The 23,401-nt window shown below is 59.9% G+C and carries 28 protein-coding genes; 23 read left to right on the plus strand and 5 right to left on the minus strand.

The features are described 5' to 3' along the window. The first annotated feature begins 5 nt into the window (after positions 1-5). The 13 genes from ACIQUH_RS19445 to ACIQUH_RS19505 all read left to right on the plus strand — a co-directional run bounded on the left by ACIQUH_RS19445 (position 6) and on the right by ACIQUH_RS19505 (position 10,953). Positions 6-344 carry a type IV secretion system protein VirB3 gene (locus tag ACIQUH_RS19445; protein ID WP_400817926.1) on the plus strand — a complete coding sequence of 113 codons (339 nt, stop codon included), beginning with the start codon at positions 6-8 and terminating at the stop codon, positions 342-344. Continuing rightward, positions 337-2,703, plus strand: coding sequence for a VirB4 family type IV secretion/conjugal transfer ATPase (locus tag ACIQUH_RS19450; protein WP_400817928.1), 2,367 nt, complete (start codon positions 337-339; stop codon positions 2,701-2,703). The genes ACIQUH_RS19445 and ACIQUH_RS19450 overlap by 8 nt, the downstream gene beginning before the upstream one ends. Further along, positions 2,700-3,401, plus strand: coding sequence for a P-type DNA transfer protein VirB5 (virB5, locus tag ACIQUH_RS19455; RefSeq protein ID WP_400817930.1), 702 nt, complete (start codon positions 2,700-2,702; stop codon positions 3,399-3,401). Before ACIQUH_RS19450 ends, virB5 begins: the two co-directional genes overlap by 4 nt. After that, a complete protein-coding gene (locus ACIQUH_RS19460) occupies positions 3,398-3,631 on the plus strand; it encodes an EexN family lipoprotein (protein WP_400817932.1) in 234 nt (77 codons plus the stop codon). Before virB5 ends, ACIQUH_RS19460 begins: the two co-directional genes overlap by 4 nt. Before the next feature lie 3 nt (positions 3,632-3,634). Further along, a complete protein-coding gene (locus ACIQUH_RS19465; protein WP_400817934.1) occupies positions 3,635-4,567 on the plus strand; it encodes a type IV secretion system protein in 933 nt (310 codons plus the stop codon). A gap of 39 nt (positions 4,568-4,606) precedes the next feature. Next, the gene (locus tag ACIQUH_RS19470) at positions 4,607-4,888 is read left to right on the plus strand and encodes a hypothetical protein (RefSeq protein WP_400817936.1); all 282 of its coding nucleotides are present in this window, start codon (positions 4,607-4,609) and stop codon (positions 4,886-4,888) included. A 1-nt stretch (position 4,889) separates the two neighbouring features. After that, complete coding sequence (locus ACIQUH_RS19475; protein ID WP_400817938.1) at positions 4,890-5,561, plus strand: virB8 family protein; 672 nt, start codon at positions 4,890-4,892, stop codon at positions 5,559-5,561. Next, the gene (gene virB9, locus ACIQUH_RS19480) at positions 5,558-6,415 is read left to right on the plus strand and encodes a P-type conjugative transfer protein VirB9 (protein ID WP_400817940.1); all 858 of its coding nucleotides are present in this window, start codon (positions 5,558-5,560) and stop codon (positions 6,413-6,415) included. The genes ACIQUH_RS19475 and virB9 overlap by 4 nt, the downstream gene beginning before the upstream one ends. A gap of 8 nt (positions 6,416-6,423) precedes the next feature. After that, positions 6,424-7,599 (plus strand): type IV secretion system protein VirB10, encoded by a 1,176-nt coding sequence (gene virB10, locus ACIQUH_RS19485; RefSeq protein WP_400817942.1) that lies wholly within the window; start codon positions 6,424-6,426, stop codon positions 7,597-7,599. Positions 7,600-7,607: 8 nt separating this feature from the next. Then, the gene (gene virB11 / locus ACIQUH_RS19490; RefSeq protein ID WP_400817944.1) at positions 7,608-8,633 is read left to right on the plus strand and encodes a P-type DNA transfer ATPase VirB11; all 1,026 of its coding nucleotides are present in this window, start codon (positions 7,608-7,610) and stop codon (positions 8,631-8,633) included. Between the two features lie 203 nt (positions 8,634-8,836). Continuing rightward, positions 8,837-9,535: a hypothetical protein gene (locus ACIQUH_RS19495; protein ID WP_400817946.1), complete on the plus strand. Its 699-nt coding sequence runs from the start codon at positions 8,837-8,839 to the stop codon at positions 9,533-9,535. A 41-nt stretch (positions 9,536-9,576) separates the two neighbouring features. Continuing rightward, the gene (locus ACIQUH_RS19500; protein WP_400817948.1) at positions 9,577-10,119 is read left to right on the plus strand and encodes an RES family NAD+ phosphorylase; all 543 of its coding nucleotides are present in this window, start codon (positions 9,577-9,579) and stop codon (positions 10,117-10,119) included. A 573-nt stretch (positions 10,120-10,692) separates the two neighbouring features. Continuing rightward, complete coding sequence (locus ACIQUH_RS19505) at positions 10,693-10,953, plus strand: hypothetical protein (RefSeq protein ID WP_400817950.1); 261 nt, start codon at positions 10,693-10,695, stop codon at positions 10,951-10,953. Positions 10,954-11,158: 205 nt separating this feature from the next. Here ACIQUH_RS19505 and ACIQUH_RS19510 read toward each other — a convergent pair whose 3' ends face one another. Continuing rightward, the gene (locus ACIQUH_RS19510; RefSeq protein ID WP_400817952.1) at positions 11,159-11,404 is read right to left on the minus strand and encodes a hypothetical protein; all 246 of its coding nucleotides are present in this window, start codon (positions 11,402-11,404) and stop codon (positions 11,159-11,161) included. Between the two features lie 178 nt (positions 11,405-11,582). Between ACIQUH_RS19510 and ACIQUH_RS19515 the strand changes: the two genes are divergently transcribed. The 4 genes from ACIQUH_RS19515 (at position 11,583) to ACIQUH_RS19530 (ending at position 15,437) form a co-directional block, all read left to right on the plus strand. Further along, positions 11,583-13,727: a ParB/RepB/Spo0J family partition protein gene (locus tag ACIQUH_RS19515; protein WP_400817954.1), complete on the plus strand. Its 2,145-nt coding sequence runs from the start codon at positions 11,583-11,585 to the stop codon at positions 13,725-13,727. A gap of 71 nt (positions 13,728-13,798) precedes the next feature. Continuing rightward, entirely contained in the window at positions 13,799-14,455 is a 657-nt protein-coding gene (locus tag ACIQUH_RS19520; RefSeq protein ID WP_400817956.1) for a hypothetical protein, read from the plus strand. A 152-nt stretch (positions 14,456-14,607) separates the two neighbouring features. After that, on the plus strand, positions 14,608-15,030 hold the full coding sequence (locus ACIQUH_RS19525) for an antirestriction protein (RefSeq protein ID WP_400817958.1): 423 nt from the start codon (positions 14,608-14,610) through the stop codon (positions 15,028-15,030). 113 nt (positions 15,031-15,143) lie between these two features. Beyond that, on the plus strand, positions 15,144-15,437 hold the full coding sequence (locus ACIQUH_RS19530) for a hypothetical protein (RefSeq protein ID WP_400817960.1): 294 nt from the start codon (positions 15,144-15,146) through the stop codon (positions 15,435-15,437). A gap of 25 nt (positions 15,438-15,462) precedes the next feature. On the opposite strand, the gene ACIQUH_RS19535 is transcribed toward ACIQUH_RS19530, so the two are convergent. Both ACIQUH_RS19535 and ACIQUH_RS19540 read right to left on the minus strand, forming a co-directional pair. Then, positions 15,463-15,786 carry a type II toxin-antitoxin system RelE/ParE family toxin gene (locus ACIQUH_RS19535; protein WP_400817962.1) on the minus strand — a complete coding sequence of 108 codons (324 nt, stop codon included), beginning with the start codon at positions 15,784-15,786 and terminating at the stop codon, positions 15,463-15,465. Continuing rightward, positions 15,786-16,067, minus strand: a complete 282-nt coding sequence (locus ACIQUH_RS19540) for a type II toxin-antitoxin system Phd/YefM family antitoxin (protein ID WP_174028656.1) — start codon at positions 16,065-16,067, stop codon at positions 15,786-15,788. Before ACIQUH_RS19540 ends, ACIQUH_RS19535 begins: the two co-directional genes overlap by 1 nt. 202 nt (positions 16,068-16,269) lie before the next feature. On the opposite strand from ACIQUH_RS19540, the gene ACIQUH_RS19545 reads away from it, so the two are divergent. The 3 genes from ACIQUH_RS19545 to ACIQUH_RS19555 all read left to right on the plus strand — a co-directional run bounded on the left by ACIQUH_RS19545 (position 16,270) and on the right by ACIQUH_RS19555 (position 20,313). After that, positions 16,270-17,472, plus strand: a complete 1,203-nt coding sequence (locus tag ACIQUH_RS19545) for a DUF932 domain-containing protein (RefSeq protein ID WP_400817964.1) — start codon at positions 16,270-16,272, stop codon at positions 17,470-17,472. Between the two features lie 82 nt (positions 17,473-17,554). After that, on the plus strand, positions 17,555-19,225 hold the full coding sequence (locus ACIQUH_RS19550) for a hypothetical protein (RefSeq protein ID WP_400817966.1): 1,671 nt from the start codon (positions 17,555-17,557) through the stop codon (positions 19,223-19,225). Between the two features lie 86 nt (positions 19,226-19,311). Next, complete coding sequence (locus ACIQUH_RS19555; RefSeq protein WP_400817968.1) at positions 19,312-20,313, plus strand: hypothetical protein; 1,002 nt, start codon at positions 19,312-19,314, stop codon at positions 20,311-20,313. Positions 20,314-20,358: 45 nt separating this feature from the next. On the opposite strand, the gene ACIQUH_RS19560 is transcribed toward ACIQUH_RS19555, so the two are convergent. Both ACIQUH_RS19560 and ACIQUH_RS19565 read right to left on the minus strand, forming a co-directional pair. Further along, on the minus strand, positions 20,359-20,568 hold the full coding sequence (locus ACIQUH_RS19560; protein WP_400817970.1) for a hypothetical protein: 210 nt from the start codon (positions 20,566-20,568) through the stop codon (positions 20,359-20,361). 92 nt (positions 20,569-20,660) lie between these two features. Further along, the gene (locus ACIQUH_RS19565; RefSeq protein WP_400817972.1) at positions 20,661-21,851 is read right to left on the minus strand and encodes a DUF1173 domain-containing protein; all 1,191 of its coding nucleotides are present in this window, start codon (positions 21,849-21,851) and stop codon (positions 20,661-20,663) included. Between the two features lie 309 nt (positions 21,852-22,160). Here ACIQUH_RS19565 and ACIQUH_RS19570 point away from each other — a divergent pair, with 309 nt between their 5' ends. The 3 genes from ACIQUH_RS19570 (at position 22,161) to ACIQUH_RS19580 (ending at position 23,283) form a co-directional block, all read left to right on the plus strand. Then, positions 22,161-22,475, plus strand: a complete 315-nt coding sequence (locus ACIQUH_RS19570) for a DUF6117 family protein (protein ID WP_400817974.1) — start codon at positions 22,161-22,163, stop codon at positions 22,473-22,475. Further along, positions 22,459-22,866, plus strand: a complete 408-nt coding sequence (locus ACIQUH_RS19575) for a hypothetical protein (protein ID WP_400817976.1) — start codon at positions 22,459-22,461, stop codon at positions 22,864-22,866. Before ACIQUH_RS19570 ends, ACIQUH_RS19575 begins: the two co-directional genes overlap by 17 nt. Before the next feature lie 102 nt (positions 22,867-22,968). Further along, positions 22,969-23,283 (plus strand): hypothetical protein, encoded by a 315-nt coding sequence (locus ACIQUH_RS19580; protein WP_174023247.1) that lies wholly within the window; start codon positions 22,969-22,971, stop codon positions 23,281-23,283. Positions 23,284-23,401: the final 118 nt, after the last annotated feature.

Below are 23,401 nucleotides of genomic sequence, written 5' to 3' on the forward strand. Positions count from 1 at the left end.
CATTCATGGCGAGCACTCCCGTCCTTGAGGAAGACACCTTGTTCCTGGCCTGCACCCGCCCGGCGATGATCGCCGGCGTGACCATGGAAGCGATGGGCATCAACATCATGCTGACCACCATCCTCTATATCACCGCGGGATCGATCGCCTATGCGCTCGTCGGCATCATCTTCCACCTCGTGTTCCGGGCGCTCGTCAAACACGACCACAACATGTTCCGTATCCTCATTGCCTGGATCGAGACCCGCGGCCGTTCCCGCAACGCCGCCTATTGGGGTGGCGCGACGCTCTCGCCATTGAAGCTTGTCCGGTGCTACGACGAAAGGGACCTGAGCCTTGCCTAGCCTTGCGACGCTACGGTCCCGCGAACTTGGGCCGGAGACCTTCATCCCCTATCTACGTCACGTCGACGAAACCACCATAGCGCTCGAGTCCCGTTCCCTGATGACCGTGCTCGTACTCGAGGGCGTTTCCTTTGAAACCGCTGATGTTCTCGATCTCAATGGCCTGCATCGCAGCCTGAACACGCTCTACCGCAATATCGCCGACGAGCGATTGGCGCTCTGGACGCATGTCATCCGCCGACGTGACAACGATTATCCCGAAGGGCACTTCGCCAATCGTTTCTCCGATGGTCTCAATGCCAAGTACTGTGAGCGGATGGTGCACGAAGACCTGTTCCGCAACGATCTCTATCTCACCCTTGTCTGGTATCCGAGCCGCGATCCCGCCGAGAAGGCAGCCAATCTCCTTTCCCGACTGCGCATGGCGCGTCGCTCCGGCATCGAGTTGGACCAAGCGGCGCTCAAACACGTGCAAGACAAGGTGATCGACGTTGTCGCCGGGCTGAAGCGCTTCGCGCCCCGCATCCTGTCGCTCCAGGAGCATGACGGGATTCTGTTCTCTGAACCGAGCGAGTTTCTCCACCAGCTTGTCGGCGGGCGGCGCGAGCCTTTGCCCCTGACGGAGGGGCGGATTTCATCGGCGATCTACTCGGACCGGGTGATCTTCGGGCGCGAGACCGTCGAGATACGCCATGAGGCGGAAACCCGCTATGCCGGCATGTTCGGCTTCAAGGAGTATCCGGCAACCACGCGCAGCGGCATGCTCGATGGCATCCTGACCGCGCCGTTCGAACTTGTCCTGACGCAGTCCTTTGCCTTTACGTCCAAGGCGGACGCCCGCACGATCATGGGCCGCAAACAGAACCAGATGGTCAGCGCCGTCGACAAGGCCGCCTCGCAGATCGAGGAACTCGGCGAGGCGATGGACGATCTCGAATCCAACCGGTTCGTGATAGGCGAGCACCACCTCGGCCTCGCCGTCTTCGCCCCGACAGTCAAGGAACTCACCGACCATATGGCGAAGGCACGCGCCCATCTGACCAACGGCGGCGCTGTCGTCGCCCGCGAGGATCTGGGGCTCGAGGCCGCCTGGTGGGCGCAACTGCCGGGCAATCTCCGTTATCGCGCGCGCTCGGGTGCGATTAGCTCGCGAAACTTCGCGGCCCTCTCGCCCTATCATTCCTACCCGACCGGCCAGAAGGACGGCAACGAATGGGGACCGGCGGTCGCCATGTTGAAGACCGCGTCCGGCTCGCCATTCTATTTCAATTTTCATCACAGCGATCTCGGTAACACCTTTGTCTGCGGCCCATCGGGCGCGGGCAAGACGGTGCTGCTCAACTTCATGCTCTCACAGCTCGAAAAGCATGATCCACATATGGTGTTCTTCGACAAGGACCGGGGTGCGGATCTGTTCGTTCGTGCCGTCGGCGGCACCTATCTACCGCTCAGGAATGGTGTGCCGACCGGCTGCGCGCCGCTGAAGGCGCTTGATCTGACGCCAGAAAACAGGATATTTCTCACCCGCTGGATCGGCAAGCTGGCGGGAGCGGCGACACGGGAACTGAATGTCAGCGAGCTGCGCGATATCGCTTCAGCCGTCGACGGTCTGGCGGACCTTCCCGTCGAGCGCCGCTCCATCGGCGCCCTTCGCACCTTCCTCAACAATACCGATCCTGAAGGCATTGCCTCGCGGCTGCGGCGATGGGAGAGGGGAGGGCTGCTCGGCTGGGTCTTCGACAACGATCTCGACGATATCGGGATCGGCGCCCAGTTCATCGGTTACGACATGACTGATTTCCTCGACAACGAGGAAATCCGCACGCCGCTTATGGCCTATCTGTTCTACCGTATCGAGCGGCTGATCGACGGCCGCCGCATCATCATCGTTATCGATGAGTTCTGGAAGGCGCTGCAGGACGAAGGCTTCCGCGATCTCGCCCAGAACAAGCTCAAGACGATCCGCAAGCAAAACGGTCTCATGCTGTTTGCGACCCAGAGCCCGCGTGACGCCATCGTCTCGCCGATCGCCCATACGATCATCGAACAATGCCCGACGCAGATTTTCCTGCCCAATCCGCGCGGCGACCACGCCGATTATGTCGACGGCTTCAAGCTCACCGAGCGCGAATTCGAATTGATCTCGCGCGAGCTTTCGGTCGAAAGCCGTCGCTTCATCGTCAAGCAGGGCCACAACAGCGTGGTTGCCGAACTCAATCTGAATGGTTTCGACGACGAACTCGCGATCCTGTCGGGCCGTACGGCAAATGTTGAACTGGCGGACACCATCCGCGCTGAACTCGGCGAAGAGGGCGGGGATTGGCTGACCCTGTTCCAGCAAAGAAGGAGGACTTCATGATCCGCAACGGCAGGACAGGGCTCGTTTTGGTAACCGTCACGCTGCTGGCGTCGGTCGGTCTCGCGGATGCCCAGGGCATTCCCGTTACCGATCAGGCGGCGATCGCCAAACAGATCGAGAGCATCGCCCAGCTTAAATCACAGCTCGATGCGCTGAACCAGCAGATTACGCAGGCGCAGCAGCTTTACGGCTCGCTGAACAAGATCACCAACATGGCCGATGTCGCCAGCATGCTGAACGATTCCTCTATCCGCAAAGCGCTCCCGCAGGACTTCAATGCCATCGAAAGCCTGTTTACGGGATCCGGGAGCGGTGTCTTCGGCGACTCCGCTGCGAAATTCCTTGAGGGCAATTCCACCTACCGCACCAACGCGAACGATTTCTACGCGCAGGAACTCTCACGTGTGCAGAACAAGAATGCCGGACAGATGAGTCTCGGTCAGCAGATCTATGACGCCGCCACCAAGCGCATCGATGGCATCGATGAGCTTCGTCAGAAAATCTCCAGTGCCGCCGACACCAAGGACATCGCCGATCTGCAGGCGCGCCTGCAGGCCGAGTCCGCCTTCCTGCAAACCGATGTCCTTCGCATGCAGGGCCTGCAAATGGTCCAGCAGGCGCAGGTGCAGGTCGACGAGCAACGCAAGGCCGAAGACTGGCGCCAGCGCATGGACACCATGGGAGCGGCGCTCAAATGAGGTGGTTCATTTCTGGTGCGGCAGTGCTTCTTCTGTCGGCCTGCTCTCCGGAGAAGGAGAAGGTCTACACCGTCAACGAACTGGCCGCCGACGAGGCCTTGTTGACGAAAATCATCGGGGAATGCCGAAACAATCCCGGTGAACTCCGCGACACAGCCAGTTGCCGCAACTCCGAAGCCGCCGACGGCAAGCTCCGTCTCGAGCGCATGCGCAAGTCGCTCGGAGGCTGACCAATGTATCAGGTGTTCAGCTTTGTCGACGGGCAGTTCAAGGCGCCACTCGAAAACTTCATTTCCACCGGCACCTCGAACATCGCCAACTGGGTCAGTGGTCCGCTTACGGCGGCGCTGACGCTCTATGTCGTGCTCTATGGCTATCTCGTGCTGCGCGGCTCGGTGCAGGAGCCAATCCTGGAATTCGCCTTCCGGGCCATAAAACTCGCCATTATCGTCATGCTGGTACGCAACGCCAGCGACTACCAGACCTACGTCACCAACATCTTTTTCGACACCCTGCCGAAGGAGATCGCGGAGGCGCTGAACTCGGGAACATCCCCGAGCGCATCGACCTTCGACAGCCTTCTGGATAAGGGCCAGAAGTGCGCTTATGAGATATGGTCCCGCGCCTCCTGGCCGGTCGATATCGTGACCGGCGTTGGCGGTATGCTGGTGATCGGCGCAAGCTTCCTCGTCGCGGCGATCGGCTACATTGTCTCGCTTTATGCCCGTCTGGCACTCGCGATCATCCTCGCGATTGGGCCGATCTTCATCGCACTCGCCATGTTCCAGTCGACGCGCCGGTTTACGGAATCCTGGATTGGTCAGCTTGCGAACTTCGTCATCCTGCAGGTGCTGGTCGTTGCCATCGGCTCGCTGCTGATCACCTGCATCGACACGACCTTCACGGCAATCGAGGGTTATAGCGATGTTCTTATGCGTCCGATCGCGCTCTGCGCCATCTGCATCGCGGCTCTTTATGTCTTCTATCAATTGCCCGGCATTGCCTCGGCGCTCGCCGCCGGCGGCGCGTCACTGACCTATGGCTATGGCGCCGCCCGTGATGCGCACGAAAGCACGCTCGCCTGGGCGGCCTCGCACACGGTCAGGGCGGCCGGCCGCGGAACACGAGCCGTTGGCCGCCGGCTAGCTCCGAACCGGGCGGAGTGACCGCCTCGATATCAAGGACTTTGGACAGGTTATTTTTAGATGATTCGTATTCTCCTGCCGCTTTTGCTGACCGCAAGCCTTTCCGCTTGCGCCTCGATTTCCCACCCACTGCCCAAATGTGACGGCTATTCCCGGCGTCCGCTGAACCGCTCCATGTGGCAGTGGGAAGATAAGGGGAAGCTGCAGAAGCCTGCCAGTGTGAACGATCAGAACCCGGGGAGCCGCGCAGTGCCTTACGCCGAGCAACCGGCCGCCGTGACGCCGGCTGCATTCGCACACTTCGATGTTTCAGGCTCCTACGGTCCGTGTGAGGGAAACTGAGATGGTGAACACCGACAGCCTCAAGAGCTACTTCGATAAGGCGCGCCGGTTCGATCAGGATCGGCTGATCCAGATCGAGCGCTCCGCCCGCATCGCCTGGTTTGTTGCGATCTCGGCCAGCGTCGTCGCCGTCGTCTCCGTCTTTGCGATCGCCGGCCTCACGCCTTTGAAAACGGTCGAGCCGTTCGTCGTGCGGGTCGACAATTCGACGGGGATCGTCGACGTGGTGTCCGCGCTGACCTCGACTGCCGGCACCTATGATGAAGCCGTCACGAAATTTTTCGCCGCCAGATATGTTCGCGCCCGCGAAGGCTATGTCTGGAGCGAGGGAGAGGAAAATTTCCGGACGGTGGCGCTCCTGTCGACTCAAGCTGAGCAGTCCCGCTTTGCGGCCGTCTATCGCGGCAGCAATCCGGATTCGCCGCAGAACTCCTATGGCCGCAGCGCCACCGCGCGGATCAATATCGTATCGATCTCGCTGATCAACGCCAATGTGGCATCCGTCCGATACATGCGCACCGTCACGCGCGGTGACGATGTACGCACCACGCACTGGGTTGCGACCCTTACCTTCTCCTATGTCAACGCCCCGATGTCTTCCACCGACCGACTGGTCAACCCTCTGGGCTTTGCCGTCAGCGAATATCGTGCCGATCCGGAGGCCATCAATTGAAACAGAGATTTCTGCTCGTTCTTTTCGTGATCGCCGGCTTTTCCTCGATGACCTCGGCCCTGGAAATCCCGCGCGGTGCGTCCCAGGACGGCCGGGTCCGGTTTATCGACTACCAACCCTACAACATCACCCGCGTGGTCGGCACGCTGCGTTCGTCGGTGCAGGTTGAATTCGCGGCCGACGAGGAGATCGCCCATGTCGCGCTCGGCAACAGCGTCGCATGGGAGGTGGCGCCGGCCGGCAATATCCTTTTTCTTAAACCCCGGGAAAACCAGCCCGTGACGAATATCTCTGTCGTGACGATCAGACGGGACGGTTCGACACGCAGCTACCAGATGGAATTGACCGTTCGTGACGGCAGCGTCGAAGCCGGACAGAATACCTATTTCTATGTAAAATACCGCTATCCGGCCGATGAAGCGGAGCGGAGGAGAGAGGACGCAGCCGCTCGCGCCCTGGCGGCACAGGCAGGCGAAGCCGATAGTGTTCTGTCTCTTCACGAGGCCTATGGACCCCGCAACTGGCGGTATTCCGCCCAAGGCGCGCAAGCGCTTGAACCGCAGGCCGTCTATGACAACGGCAAGGTCACGACCTTCGCCTTTATCGGCAATCAGGAAATGCCGGCGATCTATATGGAGAATTCGGACGGCACCGAAAGCCTGGTCCCGAAATCCGCTGACGGCAATCTGGTGCTGGTCCACGCTATCAGCCGCAAGTTTATCCTGCGCCGGGGCAGCGATGTCCTCTGCGTCTTCAACGAGGCCTATGACCGCGTCGGCATCAATCCCGAAACGAATACGACGTCACCATCGGTCGAGCGCGTCGTCAAGGCCGCGCCCGGCACAGTGCAATAGGAGGTGTCATGGCCGACGAAGAAACCACCCGCATCCCCGGCGAGCGTGCGGAGACATCGACCGGCCGGCGGATCGATAACAACCCGATCCTCAAGCGCGGCGCCGTCGCGGTCGCGATCGTTGCCTTTGTCGCCTTTGCCCTCTGGTCGATGGGCGGGAAGAAAAAGTCGCCGGATGGCGCGCTGCCGGAGCGGGTGATCATCCGCCAGACGTCGGATTTCGAACCCGCAAAGGAGCCGGTTCAGCCGGTGACGACGCCAGCCGAAGTCCAGCTCCCGACACCCGTCATCACCGAGAAAGCGCCCACCGACGACGACAAGCTGCTCGATGCTGCGCGGCGCGCACCCGTGATGGCCTATGGTGCGGAAAAGACGCCGACTGCCAAGCGCCAGCAAGATGATGTGAACACCAATGCCGCCTCGAACTATGTCCCGCTCGCAAACGCGCCGGGCAGCTTTACGGGGCAGGGTGAAAATGAGGATCAGCGCTTCAACCGCATGCTGACCCCGACGCAACTGCAGGGTTCGCGCGCCGGCACACTCGGCAACCGCGATTTCATCGTCGCCATGGGAACGTCCATCCCTTGTGTGCTTGAGACCGCGCTCTCCTCCGACCAGCCGGGCTTTACGAGCTGCGTCATCAATCGCGATGTCCTGTCGGACAACGGCCGTGTCGTGCTGATGGAGAAAGGCACGCAGGTGGTCGGCGAGTATCGCGGTGGACTTCGCCGCGGCCAGAAACGTCTCTTTGTTCTCTGGAACCGCGCGAAGACCCCGCAAGGCGTCATCATCACGCTGGCGTCGCCGGCCACCGACGCCCTGGGTCGTGCCGGCATGGATGGCTACGTCGATACGCATTGGTGGGAGCGGTTCGGCAGCGCCATCCTGCTGTCGATTGTCGGCGACGCCACCTCCTATGCCAACAGCCAATTGCGCGATAGCGACGTCGATGCGCAGAACACCACGAGCGCCGGTCAGCAGGCCGCGGCGATTGCCGTCGAACAATCGATCAACATCCCGCCAACCCTGATGAAACATCAAGGAAGCCTCGTTTCGATCTTCGTGGCGCGCGATCTCGATTTTTCCAGCGTCTACCGGCTGCGCGTCACCGAACCGCGCAACCGCGTCTATGACCGCGCCGTTCTCGGCGACTTTGCCCCGGACCCGAAGCTTGTGACGAAGTAGGTGTTGCAATGACTGAAGCTGCAGATTCCGGTGTCGTGCGTGAACTGCTCCTGCCACTGTCGCAGTTCCTTCGCGACAAGGCGCTCTATGAGGTCATCGTCAACAAGCCCGGCAAGGTCGTGACCGAAGGAGCGAACGGATGGCAGGTCCACGATATGCCGGAACTTGCCTATGACCGGCTGATGCGCCTCGCTCGGGCGGTGGCGAGCTACTCCAATCAATCGATCGACGAAACCCGGCCGATCCTGTCGGCAACCCTACCCGACGACGAGCGTATTCAGATCGTGATCCCACCCGCGACGACGAGGGAAACCGTCAGCGTCACCATTCGCAAACCGTCCTCGGTGTCGCTCAGCCTTGGCGATCTTGACCAAGGGGGACTGTTCGCCGATGTGGCCCGCACGCAAGAGAGCGGCGGGCAACCGGACCGACGGTTGTTGGAGCTATATCGGGCCGGCGCTCATAAACAGTTCCTCCGGGAAGCTGTGCTGGCAAGGAAAAACATCATTATTTCCGGGGCCACTGGATCGGGCAAGACGACGCTATCCAAGGCGTTGATCCAGTATATCCCCGATACCGAACGTATCATTTCCATTGAGGATACGCCGGAACTGGTCATTCCGCAGCCCAACCACGTCCGTCTCTTCTATTCGAAGGGCGGCCAGGGGACCGCCAAGATCGGCGCCAGGGACCTCCTCGAATCCTGCCTGCGTATGCGTCCGGACCGGATATTGTTGCAGGAGCTTAGAGATGGCACGGCCTTTTATTACATTCGCAATGTGAATTCCGGCCATCCCGGTTCAATCACGACCGTGCATGCCGACTCGGCGCGTCTCGCCTTCGAGCAACTGACCTTGCTGGTGAAGGAGTCGGAAGGCGGTGGTGACCTCGAACGGCACGATATCCGCGAAATGCTGACGATTGCGATTGATATCATCGTCCAGTGCAAGCGTGTTGACGGAAGGTTTCGGGTGAGTGAGATCTATTTTCGCGACGCGCTTGCCTCCGGCGCCGAAGGTTTGATCAGAAGGTAATGCTCATTCACCTGTCGTTCGGCGCTGCAATGAGAACAGTGTCGCCGATCCTGAATTGTCGCACTTTACCTCTTCCCGGGTATTTTTTCCCATAGGTATCCCACGAAAGACCGTTGAGGCTGCCAAGCCAAACCGGGCTGCTCTAAGTTGTCATAGTTGACAAAGTTGCTTCAAGTAGCCATCTTCTCTTCAGGAGAACCGCCATGGCCCAGAGAACCCAGTCCAAGACGTCGAAAACCACCTCTAAGACGCCGAACGGCATCATGACAATGTTCGTTCTGGATGCGAACCCTTTCGAGGGGGTTGCGGGATTCCAGTTGCCTGCGGGCGCACGGCTTGCCGTCGTGACCTCGAAGCCGGAAACGGCGAACTCTGTCGCCCGGACCGTCGGCAAGCGGTTTCGCGGCAATAGCATGGTTGTTCGAAAAATGCGCCAACTTGCCAGGGCCAAAGAACGTGCCGAGACAACCAGCACGGTCAACAAGGCAGCTTTCGAACCGGACGCACGCAGCCAGGCTGTGCTTCAGGGCGTTCGGATCGCACAGAACGATCTAAAGGCAGCGGGCGGCGCCTACGATCTGGAGCAGGTCAGAACGCTCCTGCATGGGGTTTCCCGCCAGGCGGTGGACAAGCGCGTGCAAGAAGGAAGTTTGCTGGCTGTTCCCGGCCCGAGCAACCGGCGCTGCTATCCGACGCTTCAGTTCAAGCGGGACGGTAGTGTGGTGGCAGGTCTCAAAGAGGTACAGGACGCGCTGCCCGTCGAAAGCCCCTGGGCGGTGCTGAACTTCCTTGCGCGGCCGGATGATCGCCTGGGTGGGAGAAAGCCGATCGAGGTCCTGCGAGAAGGGAACCTTCCGTTGGTCCTCGAAGCGGCGAACCGCTACGGTGAGCAGGGCGCGTGACCGTCCCACTGCCACCGCCAGACCTGCATAGTCGTGCTCCCATGATTGTTTCACTCCCCGCAGGGAGTGAAACCCATCGCTTCTATACGGCTATATACGAACCCATCTTTTTTGACCGATCCAGGACTGGCCGCTTCAACGCTCCCGATGGCTCTTACGGCGTGCTCTATGTCGCGAAGCTCGTTAACGGTGCGTTTGCCGAGACGTTCTTGCGGTCACCAGGAAACACACTGATCGATGCTGGCTTTTTGAAACGCAAGGGATATGTTCAGCTTGAAATTGTGTCGTCGCTGAAGCTGATCGATCTGACCGGTCCGGGACTTGCGATTGTTGGGGCGACGGCGGAAATCCCGCATTCGGGGCTTCCCTATGATGCGGCTCAAGCCTGGTCAAAGGCGCTGTTTGAGCACCCTGTCAGGGCAGATGGAATTGCCTATCACGCGCGCCACGATGATACCGAGATCTGCTATGCGATCTTCGATCGCGCGGAATCAGTTATCGTGGAAACGTCCCGCGAACTGAATCTCGACCAGGAATGGTTCTGGGAGACCGGTGCTCGATATGGAGTCGGGTTGGCACCATAGACCACTTCGATATCTCGAATTCATTCGGCAGCGAATGAGAAAACTGCGGTTTGTGTTCGTCTGCTTTCGGAGGCGATGGGAGCAAGATGATCGCTGTCGTCGTGGCGTACCTCCCCAGCCTAAGACTTATGACATCTCGCTAAGTGGTCCTGAAACGCCTATGCCGGCTTGATCCCCGCTCGTTCCATTGGCGCGAAGCGCCGGGAGCAGGGAGTTGCGGCCGGGATGAGAGAACTGAAGAGAAATCGCGGGCACCTCACCATAGAACTGATCAATGTCATATCGCCAGATCACGGACGCGGGAACAGCCTACAGTCCTCGGCGCGTCGCTTTATTCCAACAGCGCGGGTTCTCACAAGATCATTCTGTCTACCGATTTTTTTGGTTCTTGCCGGACATCTTCTCAGCGTCGGCGTCGCCGGTCTTGCCATTCAATTGCTTGTGGGGTTTTTGATAAACAGGTTTTCGGTCCGGTGAATCGAGGACGGATGGAAAGGTATTTCAGCAACGTTAATGCCGGTCGTTAAGCATCGACGTATGATGATATATAGCAAGGAGAGGTGATATTTTATCATGCCGGAATTAACGCGTGCCAAGCTCTACAACCTTGTCTGGACCAAGCCGCTGAGAACAATCGCTCAGGAATACGGGCTTGACCCGATTCATTTGGCCAAAGCCTGTGATGCCTATGACGTAGCCCGGCCTCCGGCGGGTTATTGGCAGAAGATGGAGCACGGCAAGTCCGTTCAGAAGCCGCCACTCTCAAATGGAACGTTTGGCCCCGAAGATATCCCGGAATTGAAACAACGAAATGTCCAGAACGACAAAAAGTGATGAGATCAAACGGTTCTCAGCGATAACGCGGAGCGCAGCGGCATAGAAATGACCGCCACCAAGTCTGGCGATCTCCAGCTTGAACCCAATCTGTTACTGAAAAGAATAGCGTCGAACTGGTGGTGACGGTGCTTCGAGGCGCCCACATGGGGATTCCCAGTGAAATGTTCTTCCAAGCCAAGGACGCTGGCCATAACCCCAAAGTTCACCCTTCGAACCGGTATTTCGGTAGAATGACGCTCGATATCGAGCTTCGTGCGCGGATTAGAAACGGACGTATCACGTTGCGCCATGCCGCCTGGGCGAAGCGCACTTGCGCTTTTGTAACGGCGAACTTGTGGCCGCCTTTCCTGCCCGCGAGTGCCTTACAGAAATCTTCGGCGCCGAACTCGCGACCGTGCGCCGAAAGCAGGGCGGGTTGATGGATCGGAGAGCCGCTGGCGTGGAACATCGCAAGACGATCCTCTCTGGCCGGCTGTCTGGGCTTTTCCGGGACCGGCAACGAAGAGGATGCCGGCGCAGAGCGGTGAGGGTGGCGGATGCGGCCGGAGGCAGAGGGGGGAAGGGGAGTTCGTGGCGGATTGTGGTTGTCGGAGAAGGCTCCGGCCGATCCGCCACGGAGAAACGATATGGCACAGGCCATCCAGAAAATCACGCTTAATGCCGGGCGCGACATCCCGTTCAACAAGCTCGTTTTGAGCCAGCAGAACGTTCGTAAGATTAAGGCGGGCGTCTCGATCGAGGAACTTGCCGAAGACATCGCCCATCGCGGACTGCTGACCAGTCTCAACGTCCGCGCCGAGATCGATGCCGACGGCAACGAGACCGGAATTTTCCGCATCCCGGCCGGCGGTCGTCGCTATCGCGCGCTGGAACTGCTGGTCAGCCAGAAGAAGCTGTCGAAGACCGCCGCTGTTCCGTGCATCGTCAGCAAGGGCGAAACGCCTGAAGTCGAGGACTCGCTTGCCGAAAACATCAAGCGTGTTGACCTCCACCCGCTCGATGAGTTTCGGGCCATCATGAAGCTCCGCGAACAGGGGCTCGATGAGGAGGAGATCGCCGCACGCCTCCATATCTCGGTTGCGACGGTTAAGCAGCGTTTGCGGCTGGCGTCGGTCTCGCCGCGGCTTCTGGATATCTACGCGAATGACGAGATGAAGCTCGGGCAGGTTATGGCATTCTCGATCACCAATGACCACGCTCGCCAGGAGCAGGTTTGGGACACGGTCTCGCGGTCCTATAGCCAGGATGGCAATTACATCCGCCGCATGCTGACGGAAACCGCGGTCCGGGCCGCCGATCGCCGCGCCACCTATGTCGGCATCGACGTTTACGAGGCTGCCGGCGGTGTCGTCATGCGCGACCTGTTCGAACCGGACAATGGCGGATGGCTGCAGGATCCGGCGCTGCTCGAACAGCTCGTGATCGAAAAGCTGACCGCCGACGCGGAGGCGCTGAAGGCCGAAGAAGGCTGGAAATGGGTCGAGGCGGCCTTCGACTTCTCATATGGTCATACCTCCGGCCTTCGCCGTTTCTATGGCAAACAGGCGGAATATACGGAGGAAGAGCTTGCTCGTCATGATGCCCTGAAGGCGCAGTATGACAAGCTCGACGCCGACTATGCCGAGACAGAAGACTACTCCGAGGAAACAGAAGCTCGACTTGAAGAGCTCGGGAATGAACTGGATGCTTTGAACGACCGGCGCTATGTCTTCGATCCGGAAGATGTCGCGCGCGGCGGCGCCTTTATCTCGCTTGCCGTCAACGGCGAACTGAAGATCGAACGTGGTTTCGTCCGGCCCGAGGATGAGCCCGCTGTCGAGGCGGATGACGCTGACACCAATGACGGCGACGGTCACGGCGGAAAAGACACCGTTGCGGCCTCGGTGAACGGAGGCGTTTCGATTAACGGCAAGCCTGCCGGCGTTGAAGAGCCGGAGGACGACGACGGAAAGCTTCGCCCTCTTTCCGATCGCGTCATAGAAGATCTGACGGCCGCCCGCACCGTCGCTCTTCGTAATGCGCTGGCGAACGATCCGGTGATGGCATTCGTCGCCGCGCTCCATGTCGCCGTCCTCAAGATCTTCTACAGATACGGGGCGGACTCGTGCCTGGAGATCACGCTCCAGCACACCACATTCGGTCAGGCACAGGGGCTCGGCGATACGGTCTGGGCGAAAGAGATCGAACAGCGGCAGGAATCGTGGGGTCATGATCTTCCCGCGAACGCTGACGAGGTCTGGGGCTATTTGGTCTCGCTCGATGAAACCAGCCGCATGGCGCTGTTTGCGCATTGCGTCTCGCTGTCGGTAAACACCACGGTCCAGGCATGGAACAAGCGGAGCAAGGAAAACATCCATGCCCGACAGCTCGCCCGTTCGCTCGGTTTTGGCATGGTGGAAGCGGGCTGGACGCCGACGGTCGACAACTACCTCGAGCGTGTGACCAAGGCGCATATCCTGCAGGCGGTCCGCGAGGCAAAGGGCGAACAGTCGGCACAGCTTATCGATCATCTGAAGAAGCCCGACATGGCGCGCGAGGCGGCACGTTTGCTGGAAGGCAGCGGATGGCTACCCGAAGTGCTGCGGCTTCCAGCCGCCGAATCGACCACGGTCACCGTGGTCGATTCGGCGGTGATCTCCGACGGTATCGAAGACGATACCGCCCAACCTGACAACGTCGATCTGCCGGCCTTCCTGACCCGGGACCAGGATGCGGAGGAGGTATCTACCGATCCGGACGACGACGGTGATCATCTGGAAGCCGCCGAGTAACCACACCGAAGCCCGCCCTAACGGAAGCCCGGACGAGAGCCGGGCTTCTCTGTTTTTAAGGAGTACGCGCCATGCCCGCTTACACGATCGAAACGACCTATACCCTGCCGATATTTCGGCATGGCACCTATATCCCCGACACGCCGGAGGAGGCCTGCAAGGCCGCGCTCGTGGACGACAACTGGGAATCTTTACGGAAGGATTATGATGCCTCCGGTGAGGTACACGTCACCGGCATTTGGAGAGGTGAAAAGGCTCACAACACCGGATCATCGATCCCCGTGCCGGCACAGTTTAACGAAGCGGTCCAGCGCCGTGGTGACCACTTCGAGATATTGCTGGGGCTGCTGAAGATGATGGTCCACGATGCACATGCGCCGCGCGCTTTGCCGCCGTACTGGCGGGGCAAGGCGGCGTGGGCAATCGCGCGAGGTGAGGCAATTCTCTCCTGTGCAGCCGATCCCGAGGAGCAGATCGACGCACCGAGGGCAAGCCATGTTCTCGCGCGCTTGCACGAAGACCGGGTCCGCAGCGCGATAGTCGCCGTACTCAACGTCGATGACAGCTTCGGATCACTTTTGACGGATTCGGTGACCGACGAAGAGATCCAGTCAGCTTGCGAGACCACCGTCTCAACGGTGGATCTTTCCGGTGTGGTGAGTAACGCCGAATTTCACGCGGCAATGACAGCGATCCGGTCAGCGGCCCGTCGTCTCCATCCAGAGTGATCGCAGGTTGGCCGCTGAGACCTTTCGAGTGCGGCGGCGCAGGTGGGCGTTGGTCAGCTGGGAAGAGGAGGAGTGGGGCCGGGAGAGGGCGAACCAGACGGTCGAGAGAGGGCTGCCCGGACTGACCCACTCGCCTCTCTGGAGAAAGATCGATGTCTGTATTCGAAACTGGCCCCCAATCCGCCGCCATTGTTCCTGACGAGCGCCGTTTAAAATTCCTCCCGACCCTGTTCGGGCGCTCGCTGCTGATCATCGGCGAGAACGCTGTTTACAGCCTCATGGAACGGCTGAGTCCTCTCGACTACCGCGGCGGATTCTGGGACTTCTATGAGCATCAGGGTACGCCGCTGTTTCTGGCGCCGCGATCCAGATCGCGCTTTCGGATCACCGGCGAAATCACCGGGTTTCAGGGTGAGGTATCGGCGGAAGCTGCTGGGATTATCGCAACGCTTTTTGCTTTCTCGCATCTCTCCTTCCGGTATCCGTCCGACCATCTCTCGGAAGCCTATGGCCGCCTCTATGTTTACTCAGCTGAGCATGCTGAAGCCGCACAAATTATTGAGGCGATCGACTGAGGTATCAATGTGCGCCTGCCTCGACGGCGTAACCATCCAGCAGTCTAAGTGGATCGATCCGGACGGTGCACCGCCCGGCCGATCACTCCCGTAATCGGGAAAGGTCGAAACTGATGAAGACATTCGAAATCCGTGCATTCGTGACCATCTCGACAGGTCATGTGAGCGCCGCAACCGCAACGATGCTCGACAGCACACCCTGCGCAGATTGGCCTTGCGTCGGAGGGAGCTACGCCGATTACGGCTGGTTCTTCTACGCCCATGATGAAAACGCCGGCGTGGCCGACCAGCGCATTCCCGATGATCTCTTTGCCGTCATGACATGGGCGCGCCAAAAAGGCTTCAGCCATGTCCTGCTTGATCGTGATGCAGAGCAGGTCGAGGATCTGCCTTGGCATGATTGGTGACATCCGAGCGTCGCGATCGTGCTGCTCAGCGCAATAGCCGTCGTTCGAGGAAGGATTGCATGTCTCGCCGACCGTCGGCGATGCAATAGATGATCACATCCTCTCCGATGATCCGATAGATCATTCGCCAGGGCTTGTGATGTAGTTCCCGATAATCGGTGATGCCGAGGCCTGCTAGTTCCTTCGGAACATTCCCCCTGGTGGGCAAATCCTCAAGCCCCAGGCAGGATTCCTCGATTTCGCCCAGAATTCGTTCCGCAGTCTGGATTCCGTCCCGGGTAGCGAGGAAGCGGTAGAAATCTTCGATGTCCCGTTCCGCATCCTCCGTAAAGAGGACCTGATACGGCATCAGGCTTCGGGCTTCGCCAGGCGCGCACGAAGGCGCGCAAAGGTCTCTTTCGCGGGGCGGACCTTCCCGTCTTCTACCTGCTTGTTTGTCAGTGCCAGCACCTTCAGGAGCGCCAGCGTCTCCTGCGTCTCTTCATATTGCGTGACGTCTTGAAGCACGGCTTTCGCCTCGCCATGCAATGTGATCACCACCGGCTGTCGGTTATCGGCGAGCTGGCGAATGACCTCCGGCGCATGAGCCTTGAGGTAGCTGATGGGCTTGACCTGTTCCGATAGTTTCATCGTCCCGAACTCCTTTTGACCAGAATATAGACCGTTAATGGTCCGACTGGAAGCGATTGTTGCGAGGTCGCAAGAGGGGGAGGAGGGCCGGTTTGCGGGGCGGCAGTTGCGGAAGGGCCGGAGAGGGCTTCCGGGATTGCCCGTACCGCCGTGCCAGCCTGACGGCGACATCATCCACTCTTTCGTTTCAGGAGACTTCGACATGAACACCATGATTTCCAGCCCCCTTCAGGCCCAACGATCGGCGTCGTCGGGTTTCAAGGTCGACATCTCCCGCGGCGAACGCATAGGCCGGGTGTCGTCCGAATGGTTCTCGCGTCCCGACGACGAGCGCTATCTGTCGCTCTCCGATCTTCATCGCGCCGTCACCGCAAGGACCGAGCGTGCGCGCGTCCGCACGGTCGAGACCGCCGAAATCCGTGTTGAAGCGACCCGCGACAATACCGAGCGCTTGTCCCTGATCGTCCCTGGCGGGCGTGAGGCGCTTGCGCCGACGCACTGGAGCTACGGGCAGCTTTGCAGCTTGGTCGGCGCACCCGCAAGCTACATGCGCCAGCTTCCTGCGCCGCTTGCAGCGATCAATCTTCAGCATGGGCTCCTCAACCGCAATGCCGAAATGGTGAAAACCCTGGAGATGGATGACGGCCGCCTCGAACTTCGGGCGGTGACCGGTCCGGAATACGGCCGGATCTGGGACAAGGATCTGATCGCCGCCATCATGAACATTGCCGGGAATGGTACCGGCGACACGATCTGGAAGGTGCCGGGCCTGCTCGACTGGTCGACCATGACCCACAACCCCTTCGTCGACATTACCAAGGACACCACGACGCTTTATGCCAGCGATCGCGACGTGTTCGTCTTTCTCTGCGACGACACCCATCCGATCGAAGCGGGCCGCCTGCCGAACGGTGAGCCGGACCTGTATTTTCGCGGCTTCTATGCCTGGAACAGCGAAGTTGGCAGCAAGTCCCTTGGAATTGCAAGCTTTTACCTGCGGGCAGTGTGTGCCAATCGCAATCTTTGGGGCACCGAAAATTTCGAGGAAATCACCATTCGCCACTCGAAATTCGCCGCACAACGCTTCGCCCACGAGGCCGCTCCGGCGCTGACAAACTTCGCAAACTCCTCCCCGGCACCCTTCATCGCCGGCATTCGGGCTGCCCGTGAACGCGTCGTTGCCCGCAATGACGAGGATAGGCAGACGTTCCTGCGCCGCCGGGGTTTCTCCAAGGCCGAAACGGGCAAGATCATCGAGACGGTTTTGTCCGAGGAGGGCAGACCTCCCGAGTCGATCTTTGACTTTGTGCAGGGCATCACCGCGCTGGCGCGGGGAAAGTCGCATCAGGATACCCGGCTCGAGCTCGAAGGCAAGGCGAAGAAACTGCTCGAAAGCGCCGCCTGACCAAGGCAGCCCGACGTAAATCCGCATCCATTCCTTCAATCGCCCGGCCGTCGCGCCGGGCTTTCTGTTCTGGAGAACCGAAATGACCGATTTCTCATTCCACGCCAAGGTCGCGGCAGAAGCCATCGAAAAGGTCGGCCGCCTGTTCAACGCCGCGATCGACGATATTCTCAATGAGTTGCTGCAAAACGCACGCCGCGCCGGCGCGACAAAGGTGGTGATCGACCAGATTGATGGTCCACGTTTCGGCAAAGCCGTGCGCATCGCGGACAATGGCGCCGGCCTCGAAGACCCTCGATCGCTCTTTTCCCTGGGGCACAGCGGTTGGTCCAAAGCGCTCTCATCTTCCGAAGACGCCGCGGGCATGGGCTTCTTTGCTCTTGCCAATCGAGGGACCACAATCATCGCCCAGCGGAAGGGGACATCGGACTCGTGGCTTATCCAGGCGAGCGCGGACGCCTTTCATGGCAAGCAGCCCGTCAACGTCGGGCCCGGTCCGGATAACCATAAGGGTGTGACTGTTATTGTTCCCGAGACGGCCAGCGAGAACATTGCCGGAGCCGTTCAGCATGCGGCCCGCTTCTATCCCGTCGCGGTGGAATTTAACGGTGAGATCATGCCGTCGTCGGATTTCCTCGGTGAGGCCGAACATATCGAGGAATGGCGCGGGATACGGATCGGCGTATTCAGTCGTAATCCCGGTCGATACAATTTCGACAACGCCAATTTTCACGGTGTGACGCTCGGAATGCCGCTGCCTGAGCTTCGCCAGTCATGGCATCGATCCTTCTTCGCGCGGGTCGATGTGGTCGATTGCGCCCATCTCAAGCTGGTGCTGCCAGCGCGCAAGGAGGTGGTACGCAACGAAATGTTCGATGCCCTGCTGGAGGCGATCGACCGCATCTATTTCCGCCTGACTGCGGCTTCTGGCCCGCATAGCCTGTCGTTCAAGGATTATCAGCGGGGACGCACTCTCGGCGTCGACCTGAGTGAGGCTGCACCTGCCTTGAGACCATTTTCCCCGATCTTCGCCGAAGCCGACCGCAATGAACTCTTGCCCGCGAAGCCAGTTGGCGTGAACGCTCAAATCTACGAGGGCGGCGGTCCTCTTGAAGAGCAGAACGTCACGCGTGCGTTTTCCGCCTGGAGCGATGCTCCGCCGGTTTTCGAACCGAACCACGCTTTTGCCGGCTATCTCTGGTACGACCGGCTTAGCCGGATCGGCCTCACGGGCTATAAAATGGTCACTGGCGATGCCGGTGAGGAGATCGAGCCAGTCGGCTCGTTCGAGACCGAGGGACGACCGGACCGGCTCGAGATCGTCCTTGAGGTGGTAGATGGGCACGCCGTGGATATCCAGCGTCTCGAAACCGACCTGATCGTCGCAGGTCCCGAATACGGTTCGCTCCACGAGGCGGACATTCTGGTGACGCGACAATCAACGATCACGCCGGTGGCGTTGCGAATGTTCCTGATCGATGCACTGTTTTGCCCGTCCGACGACGCCGACGATGCATCTTACGATCAGCAACTGGAATGGTTTTCCGACGAGGCGGAGGACCTGAGCGTCAACCTGCTGCAGTCGGAGGCCGAGGCAGACCTCAATGCCATTATCCGCGCCATTGAGCGCGAGGTGGTGTGGCGTCTCCCGACGAAAGGGTCGGTCGTGATCCGGATCGATGACCGCAAGGTTTCCCTTGAAGGGATGCCGTGTACTGCAGATACCGCCGCGGAACCTGACCGTGCCGGTTAGCGGCGACCCTCGCACCAGCATTCAGCATTTCCTCACAAGAGCCCGGCCATCGCGCCGGGTTTTGACGTTCATGGAAAGGAGCCGTCATGACCACTCTCGAAACCAGAATTTACACCTATCCGCCTATTCCGCTCGCAGACATCAGCCCGCTTGAAATGCTGATCCTCACCAATGTGCTCGAGTGCAGCGAGACCGAGGCGGGCCTTATCCTGTTCACAGATTTCGGGCCGACCAATCCGATCCGCGTGGCGCGCAGCGAACTGGCCGATGCGTATCGCGCCTCGGCGCAATTTACCGAAGAGCCAGTCAATGTCTTCATCGCCAGCCGTGTCCTCGCCCTTCTGCCGGCGGGTGGTAACGTGGCCCAAGACGACACGATGATCAGCATCGATCTCAGTCAGTTCCCGTGGCAATTCGTTGTCCAGGGCATCGTCGCGCGATCCACGGATTTGCGCGAAGTCACCGTGATCCAATGGATGAACCACCCGTCTCAACGTCCCGAGTCCTACGGCGCCGGCGTTTCGCTGATCACCGCCAAGGCCATCCATCGTGCGAGCAGCGAAGATCTTCTCGCCCGCTTCCGGCTCCAGGACCAGGCGTTGCGGTCTGCTGCCTCGCCATCGGCCCGTTTGGAGAGCAACAGCGCCTTGGCAGGTATTGCTTCAAGCGATCCATTCAGGGTGAAGGAGTTTGAGGCGGCACTCTGCATCTGGGAGGCCATGCTTTATTTTCGCGGGCTTCATCAGGACGGGCAGCCTGTCCCGGAGACGATCGTCCGCATGGCGCAAATCTGGGATGTCGTTGGATGGCAGGCTATGCGGTCCCATGTTCGTGCGCTCGTGCCCTTCGCACTCGACATCTATGACCGCCTGTTCGAGGAACTTGAAAAAGAAGGCTTCACCTTCGATTTCGATTTCGCGCCAGCCTTCGTTGAGGCCCTGCTCTGGTCCGACGAAGGAGCCGACCGCGCGGGCGAACCGGAAGAGTTTCTCGACGACGTGATGGTGGCCGTCAGGTGCCGTCGGCAGGATGTCATCACGAGAAACGCACCCGGCGTCAACCCGGACTCAAGCCGCGCTGGCTCGTGACGAGGAGCGACCTGATGGGCGTGTCGGAACTGGTCTATGCGGCCGTCATGCGCTGAGATTGGGGATATTCAGGGGCGCGCCAGTGTCCAACGGCTGTTCGGCCGTGCTTGCGTCAATCACGCCAGCCATTTCATTGGCGGCGACCTGATTGCTTGCTGTTTTCAGGTCGATTGCGCCCCAGATCGAGTTTTGTTGCGTGGATTGGCGACGCCGGTTCTTGAACTCAACGACAAACGGCTTTTTCTCTGGCTTCATGATGCTCCGGCTGACTGTAGCGGATGAATTTCTCCGTAGCAGGTGCTCTTATTCGCCGCGTCCTGTCAACGGGCGGTGGCGCCGAACCCGGATCAAGGGAGCGGGGGGATTTCGCCGTCCGCCACACGCCAGACCCACGGGGTGATCTCCGGTCGCGTTTCGATCACGTCGGCAAGGGCGTGTTCATAGTCGTCACCGGCACTTGGAGGGACGATAAACATTGCGACGGGTGCCGGCTTCTGCTCCGGCATGATCACCGACGCGATCGGTGCATCGCGCGGCAGGTTGAAACGCAGCCCCTTGACGGTCTTTCGCTTCAGGTGACCGAGCTTTTCCAGCAACCTGAGTTCGTGAATATCCTCGAACGGGAGCCAGTGATCATTGACCACCATCAGTGCGATCTCTTCCACCGATGCAATGCCAGCAGCGGAAATGCCGAAGGTGGCGATGACAATCAAATGGAAAGCCTCGCTCGACCGCCACAGTTCGAGCTCGGTTTCATAGCGCGCGGCCAGCCGCCGCCATGCGCCGTCCTCGATCATCAGCGGGAAAGGCGTGTGTCGCACGATGATTTTCTGGCCTTCGCGCGCCGGGGAAAATTCCTTCACTTCGGCCACGATCATCATCAACTTCCTCGGCGCCGACTTCGTCGCCTGCACGCCCTTTAGTGCCGCCGCCCGCCTTGCGGCGATGCCATCCCTGTCCTCCGGCTGGAATACTTCCGGCACATAGAGCATGTCGATAAGAGGGCAACCTCTTGCCGACATCTGTGACGCAGCATTGATGAGACTGGAGCGAACCCGCCCCCAGCCGCGCCTGCCTTTCCAGGTTGAGCGCCATTCCGTCAATTCGCCAGCCTCCCAGAGATAATGAAGCATTGCCCTGAGCGACAGCTTCTGTGGCTCGCTGTGGATGCCGGCTTCAGATGATTCAGCCGATGCACCAGGTGCTCCACGTGGTCCCCGTTTCGTCAGCGAAAAATCGAGTTTCAGGTCGGTCTTGCCGCTGGCATCGATCTGGATCGCATTGCCGATCAGCGGGCCGAGGCCGGAAAGCTCGTGGGGCGGCTCATAGGAAGGGCAGGCAGGATCATGGTCCCGTCCCGATAGCGGCATCCGTTTGATGAGATACTGGTCCTCGACACGGGCGATGTACATTGGCACGGACGGATCCTTGCACATGCACAATGGTCGCAAACGCTGCTCGTAGGCTTGGGCGAGAAATTCCTGCAATTCAGGGCCGGTTTCCTCGGTGACATGATTTCCGATTGCAAATTTTCGCATCCCTGCTCTCCCTCTCTACTGTCAAATCTATCCGGCAATCGCGCATTTTACTACCGTAAATTAGTCAGTAATGGATGGGGTCGCGAACCAGTATGACGTAATCTCGCCAGCGCTGCAGCCACGGAGGGAGGGCGATTGCACAGTGAAGAAGGGAGATCGGCCGGTGGAGCGCCGGCCGGCCGAGGCTGGAGAGAGTGCGTTCGCTCAAGGCTATCGTCAACGCGTCCCGGCTCTGAACAGCTGGCCGCCCGCATCCACAACCCCGCTGCCCGGTGGTAAACCGGGTTTTTCTTTTTCAGGAGGAACGAAATGACGATACCCAATTATATCAGGACAAATTTCCGCACCCTGCTGCGAGCGGCGGCGGACGGGAACCTTGCACTTATGGAATGCGTGGATTCGAGCACGCGGGAGCCGCGTTACGTGCTGTGTGCTGTCGGAAGTGATGGAGCGTCCCACGTGTTCACTCCTCTTGGGCACCTGGCTGATGGAAACCCTTATGAAACCTATTTCCCTCCCGATCCAAACAATTCTCACGGCTTTCTGACCGAGCAACAGGTCCGACCCGGCGAGCGGTTGCGGAGCGAGGACGACAGTGGAGGCGGGAATGCAGATCCGGCGTAAACCCCGGCCCGGCGAGATGCCCCAGCATCTCGCCCATTCGCTCTATTCAGCTCGACTTGGGGCGCATGATCCGGGTTGCTACCGTTCGACGCCTCCGGGTGCGCCGGATGTCGCTGCGCTCGTTCGTCCCGGCATGATGATCCGTACCTCTTATGGCACGGGCGGAATAGTCATCACAATCGAAGGTCCCCATGTCCATGTCACGGCCGATGGACGGGAATATCGGCATTTCACGATCGTCTATGTGCCCGCCGACCGGTTCGGCAGACACACGAAGCTCGACTACAACTGGATCAGTGAGTGCGTCGCCGTTAACGGCCGCATCCTGAAGCCGTTCGAAGCCAATACTGACAAAGTCTTTTTCGAAGGCGTGCCCGCGAGCCTGCCCTGATCGGCAGCGCTTGTCGTGTGATTAGCCTCAGCTATCCCCTCCCCAGCCAGGCCCGACGCTCCCCACGGAGCGTCGGGCCTTTTCGTTTCTCAGGAGAGTACCATGACCATTCTTGCAATCGATGTCCGGCTGCCGGCCGTTGCGCCGGTTTTTCTGAACTTCCGCTCTGAGGTCGTCCGGCCTGCCTGCTTCGCGGTCGTTTATTGGGACGGCCCCGGCGATACGCTCTACGCTTTCGAGAACCGTGATGCTTTCGAGCGCCAACGCGCCACGGCAGAACGTCATTTCGTTCATGTTCGCGAATTGTCGGCTGAGGAGGCCGCGGACTGGATCGTCGCCGGCGGTAAAGCTGTCCTGCATGAGGTATCGGCAGGTGCCGCCGCCGTATTCGGCAACCTCAAACTCGCGCCCCGATGACAAGCCGGGAGCCTGCCGCCTATGTCGCCCCGGAGGGAGAGAGGGGCCGGAAAGGGGGGCCTGCCGGGGTTTGGAGAGCGTCCGGGCGGACTTGTCCTTTCCCGCTCTCGACAGGATC

Source organism: Agrobacterium sp. NPDC090283 (assembly GCF_044769685.1).
Classification (GTDB): domain Bacteria; phylum Pseudomonadota; class Alphaproteobacteria; order Rhizobiales; family Rhizobiaceae; genus Agrobacterium.

What these genes read in the sequence shown, in the direction of transcription:
- ACIQUH_RS19445 (WP_400817926.1), top strand. Translation starts at nt 6, where the DNA reads ATGGCGAGCACTCCCGTCCTTGAGGAAGACACCTTGTTCCTGGCCTGC.
- ACIQUH_RS19460 (WP_400817932.1), top strand. Translation starts at nt 3,398, where the DNA reads ATGAGGTGGTTCATTTCTGGTGCGGCAGTGCTTCTTCTGTCGGCCTGC.
- ACIQUH_RS19535 (WP_400817962.1), bottom strand. Translation starts at nt 15,786, where the DNA reads ATGCCGTATCAGGTCCTCTTTACGGAGGATGCGGAACGGGACATCGAA.
- ACIQUH_RS19530 (WP_400817960.1), top strand. Translation starts at nt 15,144, where the DNA reads ATGAAGACATTCGAAATCCGTGCATTCGTGACCATCTCGACAGGTCAT.
- virB11 (WP_400817944.1), top strand. Translation starts at nt 7,608, where the DNA reads ATGACTGAAGCTGCAGATTCCGGTGTCGTGCGTGAACTGCTCCTGCCA.
- ACIQUH_RS19580 (WP_174023247.1), top strand. Translation starts at nt 22,969, where the DNA reads ATGACCATTCTTGCAATCGATGTCCGGCTGCCGGCCGTTGCGCCGGTT.
- ACIQUH_RS19545 (WP_400817964.1), top strand. Translation starts at nt 16,270, where the DNA reads ATGAACACCATGATTTCCAGCCCCCTTCAGGCCCAACGATCGGCGTCG.
- ACIQUH_RS19555 (WP_400817968.1), top strand. Translation starts at nt 19,312, where the DNA reads ATGACCACTCTCGAAACCAGAATTTACACCTATCCGCCTATTCCGCTC.
- ACIQUH_RS19475 (WP_400817938.1), top strand. Translation starts at nt 4,890, where the DNA reads ATGGTGAACACCGACAGCCTCAAGAGCTACTTCGATAAGGCGCGCCGG.
- ACIQUH_RS19495 (WP_400817946.1), top strand. Translation starts at nt 8,837, where the DNA reads ATGGCCCAGAGAACCCAGTCCAAGACGTCGAAAACCACCTCTAAGACG.
- virB10 (WP_400817942.1), top strand. Translation starts at nt 6,424, where the DNA reads ATGGCCGACGAAGAAACCACCCGCATCCCCGGCGAGCGTGCGGAGACA.
- ACIQUH_RS19525 (WP_400817958.1), top strand. Translation starts at nt 14,608, where the DNA reads ATGTCTGTATTCGAAACTGGCCCCCAATCCGCCGCCATTGTTCCTGAC.
- ACIQUH_RS19465 (WP_400817934.1), top strand. Translation starts at nt 3,635, where the DNA reads ATGTATCAGGTGTTCAGCTTTGTCGACGGGCAGTTCAAGGCGCCACTC.
- ACIQUH_RS19470 (WP_400817936.1), top strand. Translation starts at nt 4,607, where the DNA reads ATGATTCGTATTCTCCTGCCGCTTTTGCTGACCGCAAGCCTTTCCGCT.
- ACIQUH_RS19520 (WP_400817956.1), top strand. Translation starts at nt 13,799, where the DNA reads ATGCCCGCTTACACGATCGAAACGACCTATACCCTGCCGATATTTCGG.
- ACIQUH_RS19550 (WP_400817966.1), top strand. Translation starts at nt 17,555, where the DNA reads ATGACCGATTTCTCATTCCACGCCAAGGTCGCGGCAGAAGCCATCGAA.
- ACIQUH_RS19570 (WP_400817974.1), top strand. Translation starts at nt 22,161, where the DNA reads ATGACGATACCCAATTATATCAGGACAAATTTCCGCACCCTGCTGCGA.
- virB5 (WP_400817930.1), top strand. Translation starts at nt 2,700, where the DNA reads ATGATCCGCAACGGCAGGACAGGGCTCGTTTTGGTAACCGTCACGCTG.
- ACIQUH_RS19560 (WP_400817970.1), bottom strand. Translation starts at nt 20,568, where the DNA reads ATGAAGCCAGAGAAAAAGCCGTTTGTCGTTGAGTTCAAGAACCGGCGT.
- ACIQUH_RS19540 (WP_174028656.1), bottom strand. Translation starts at nt 16,067, where the DNA reads ATGAAACTATCGGAACAGGTCAAGCCCATCAGCTACCTCAAGGCTCAT.
- ACIQUH_RS19500 (WP_400817948.1), top strand. Translation starts at nt 9,577, where the DNA reads ATGATTGTTTCACTCCCCGCAGGGAGTGAAACCCATCGCTTCTATACG.
- ACIQUH_RS19515 (WP_400817954.1), top strand. Translation starts at nt 11,583, where the DNA reads ATGGCACAGGCCATCCAGAAAATCACGCTTAATGCCGGGCGCGACATC.
- ACIQUH_RS19505 (WP_400817950.1), top strand. Translation starts at nt 10,693, where the DNA reads ATGCCGGAATTAACGCGTGCCAAGCTCTACAACCTTGTCTGGACCAAG.
- ACIQUH_RS19575 (WP_400817976.1), top strand. Translation starts at nt 22,459, where the DNA reads ATGCAGATCCGGCGTAAACCCCGGCCCGGCGAGATGCCCCAGCATCTC.
- ACIQUH_RS19565 (WP_400817972.1), bottom strand. Translation starts at nt 21,851, where the DNA reads ATGCGAAAATTTGCAATCGGAAATCATGTCACCGAGGAAACCGGCCCT.
- ACIQUH_RS19510 (WP_400817952.1), bottom strand. Translation starts at nt 11,404, where the DNA reads ATGTTCCACGCCAGCGGCTCTCCGATCCATCAACCCGCCCTGCTTTCG.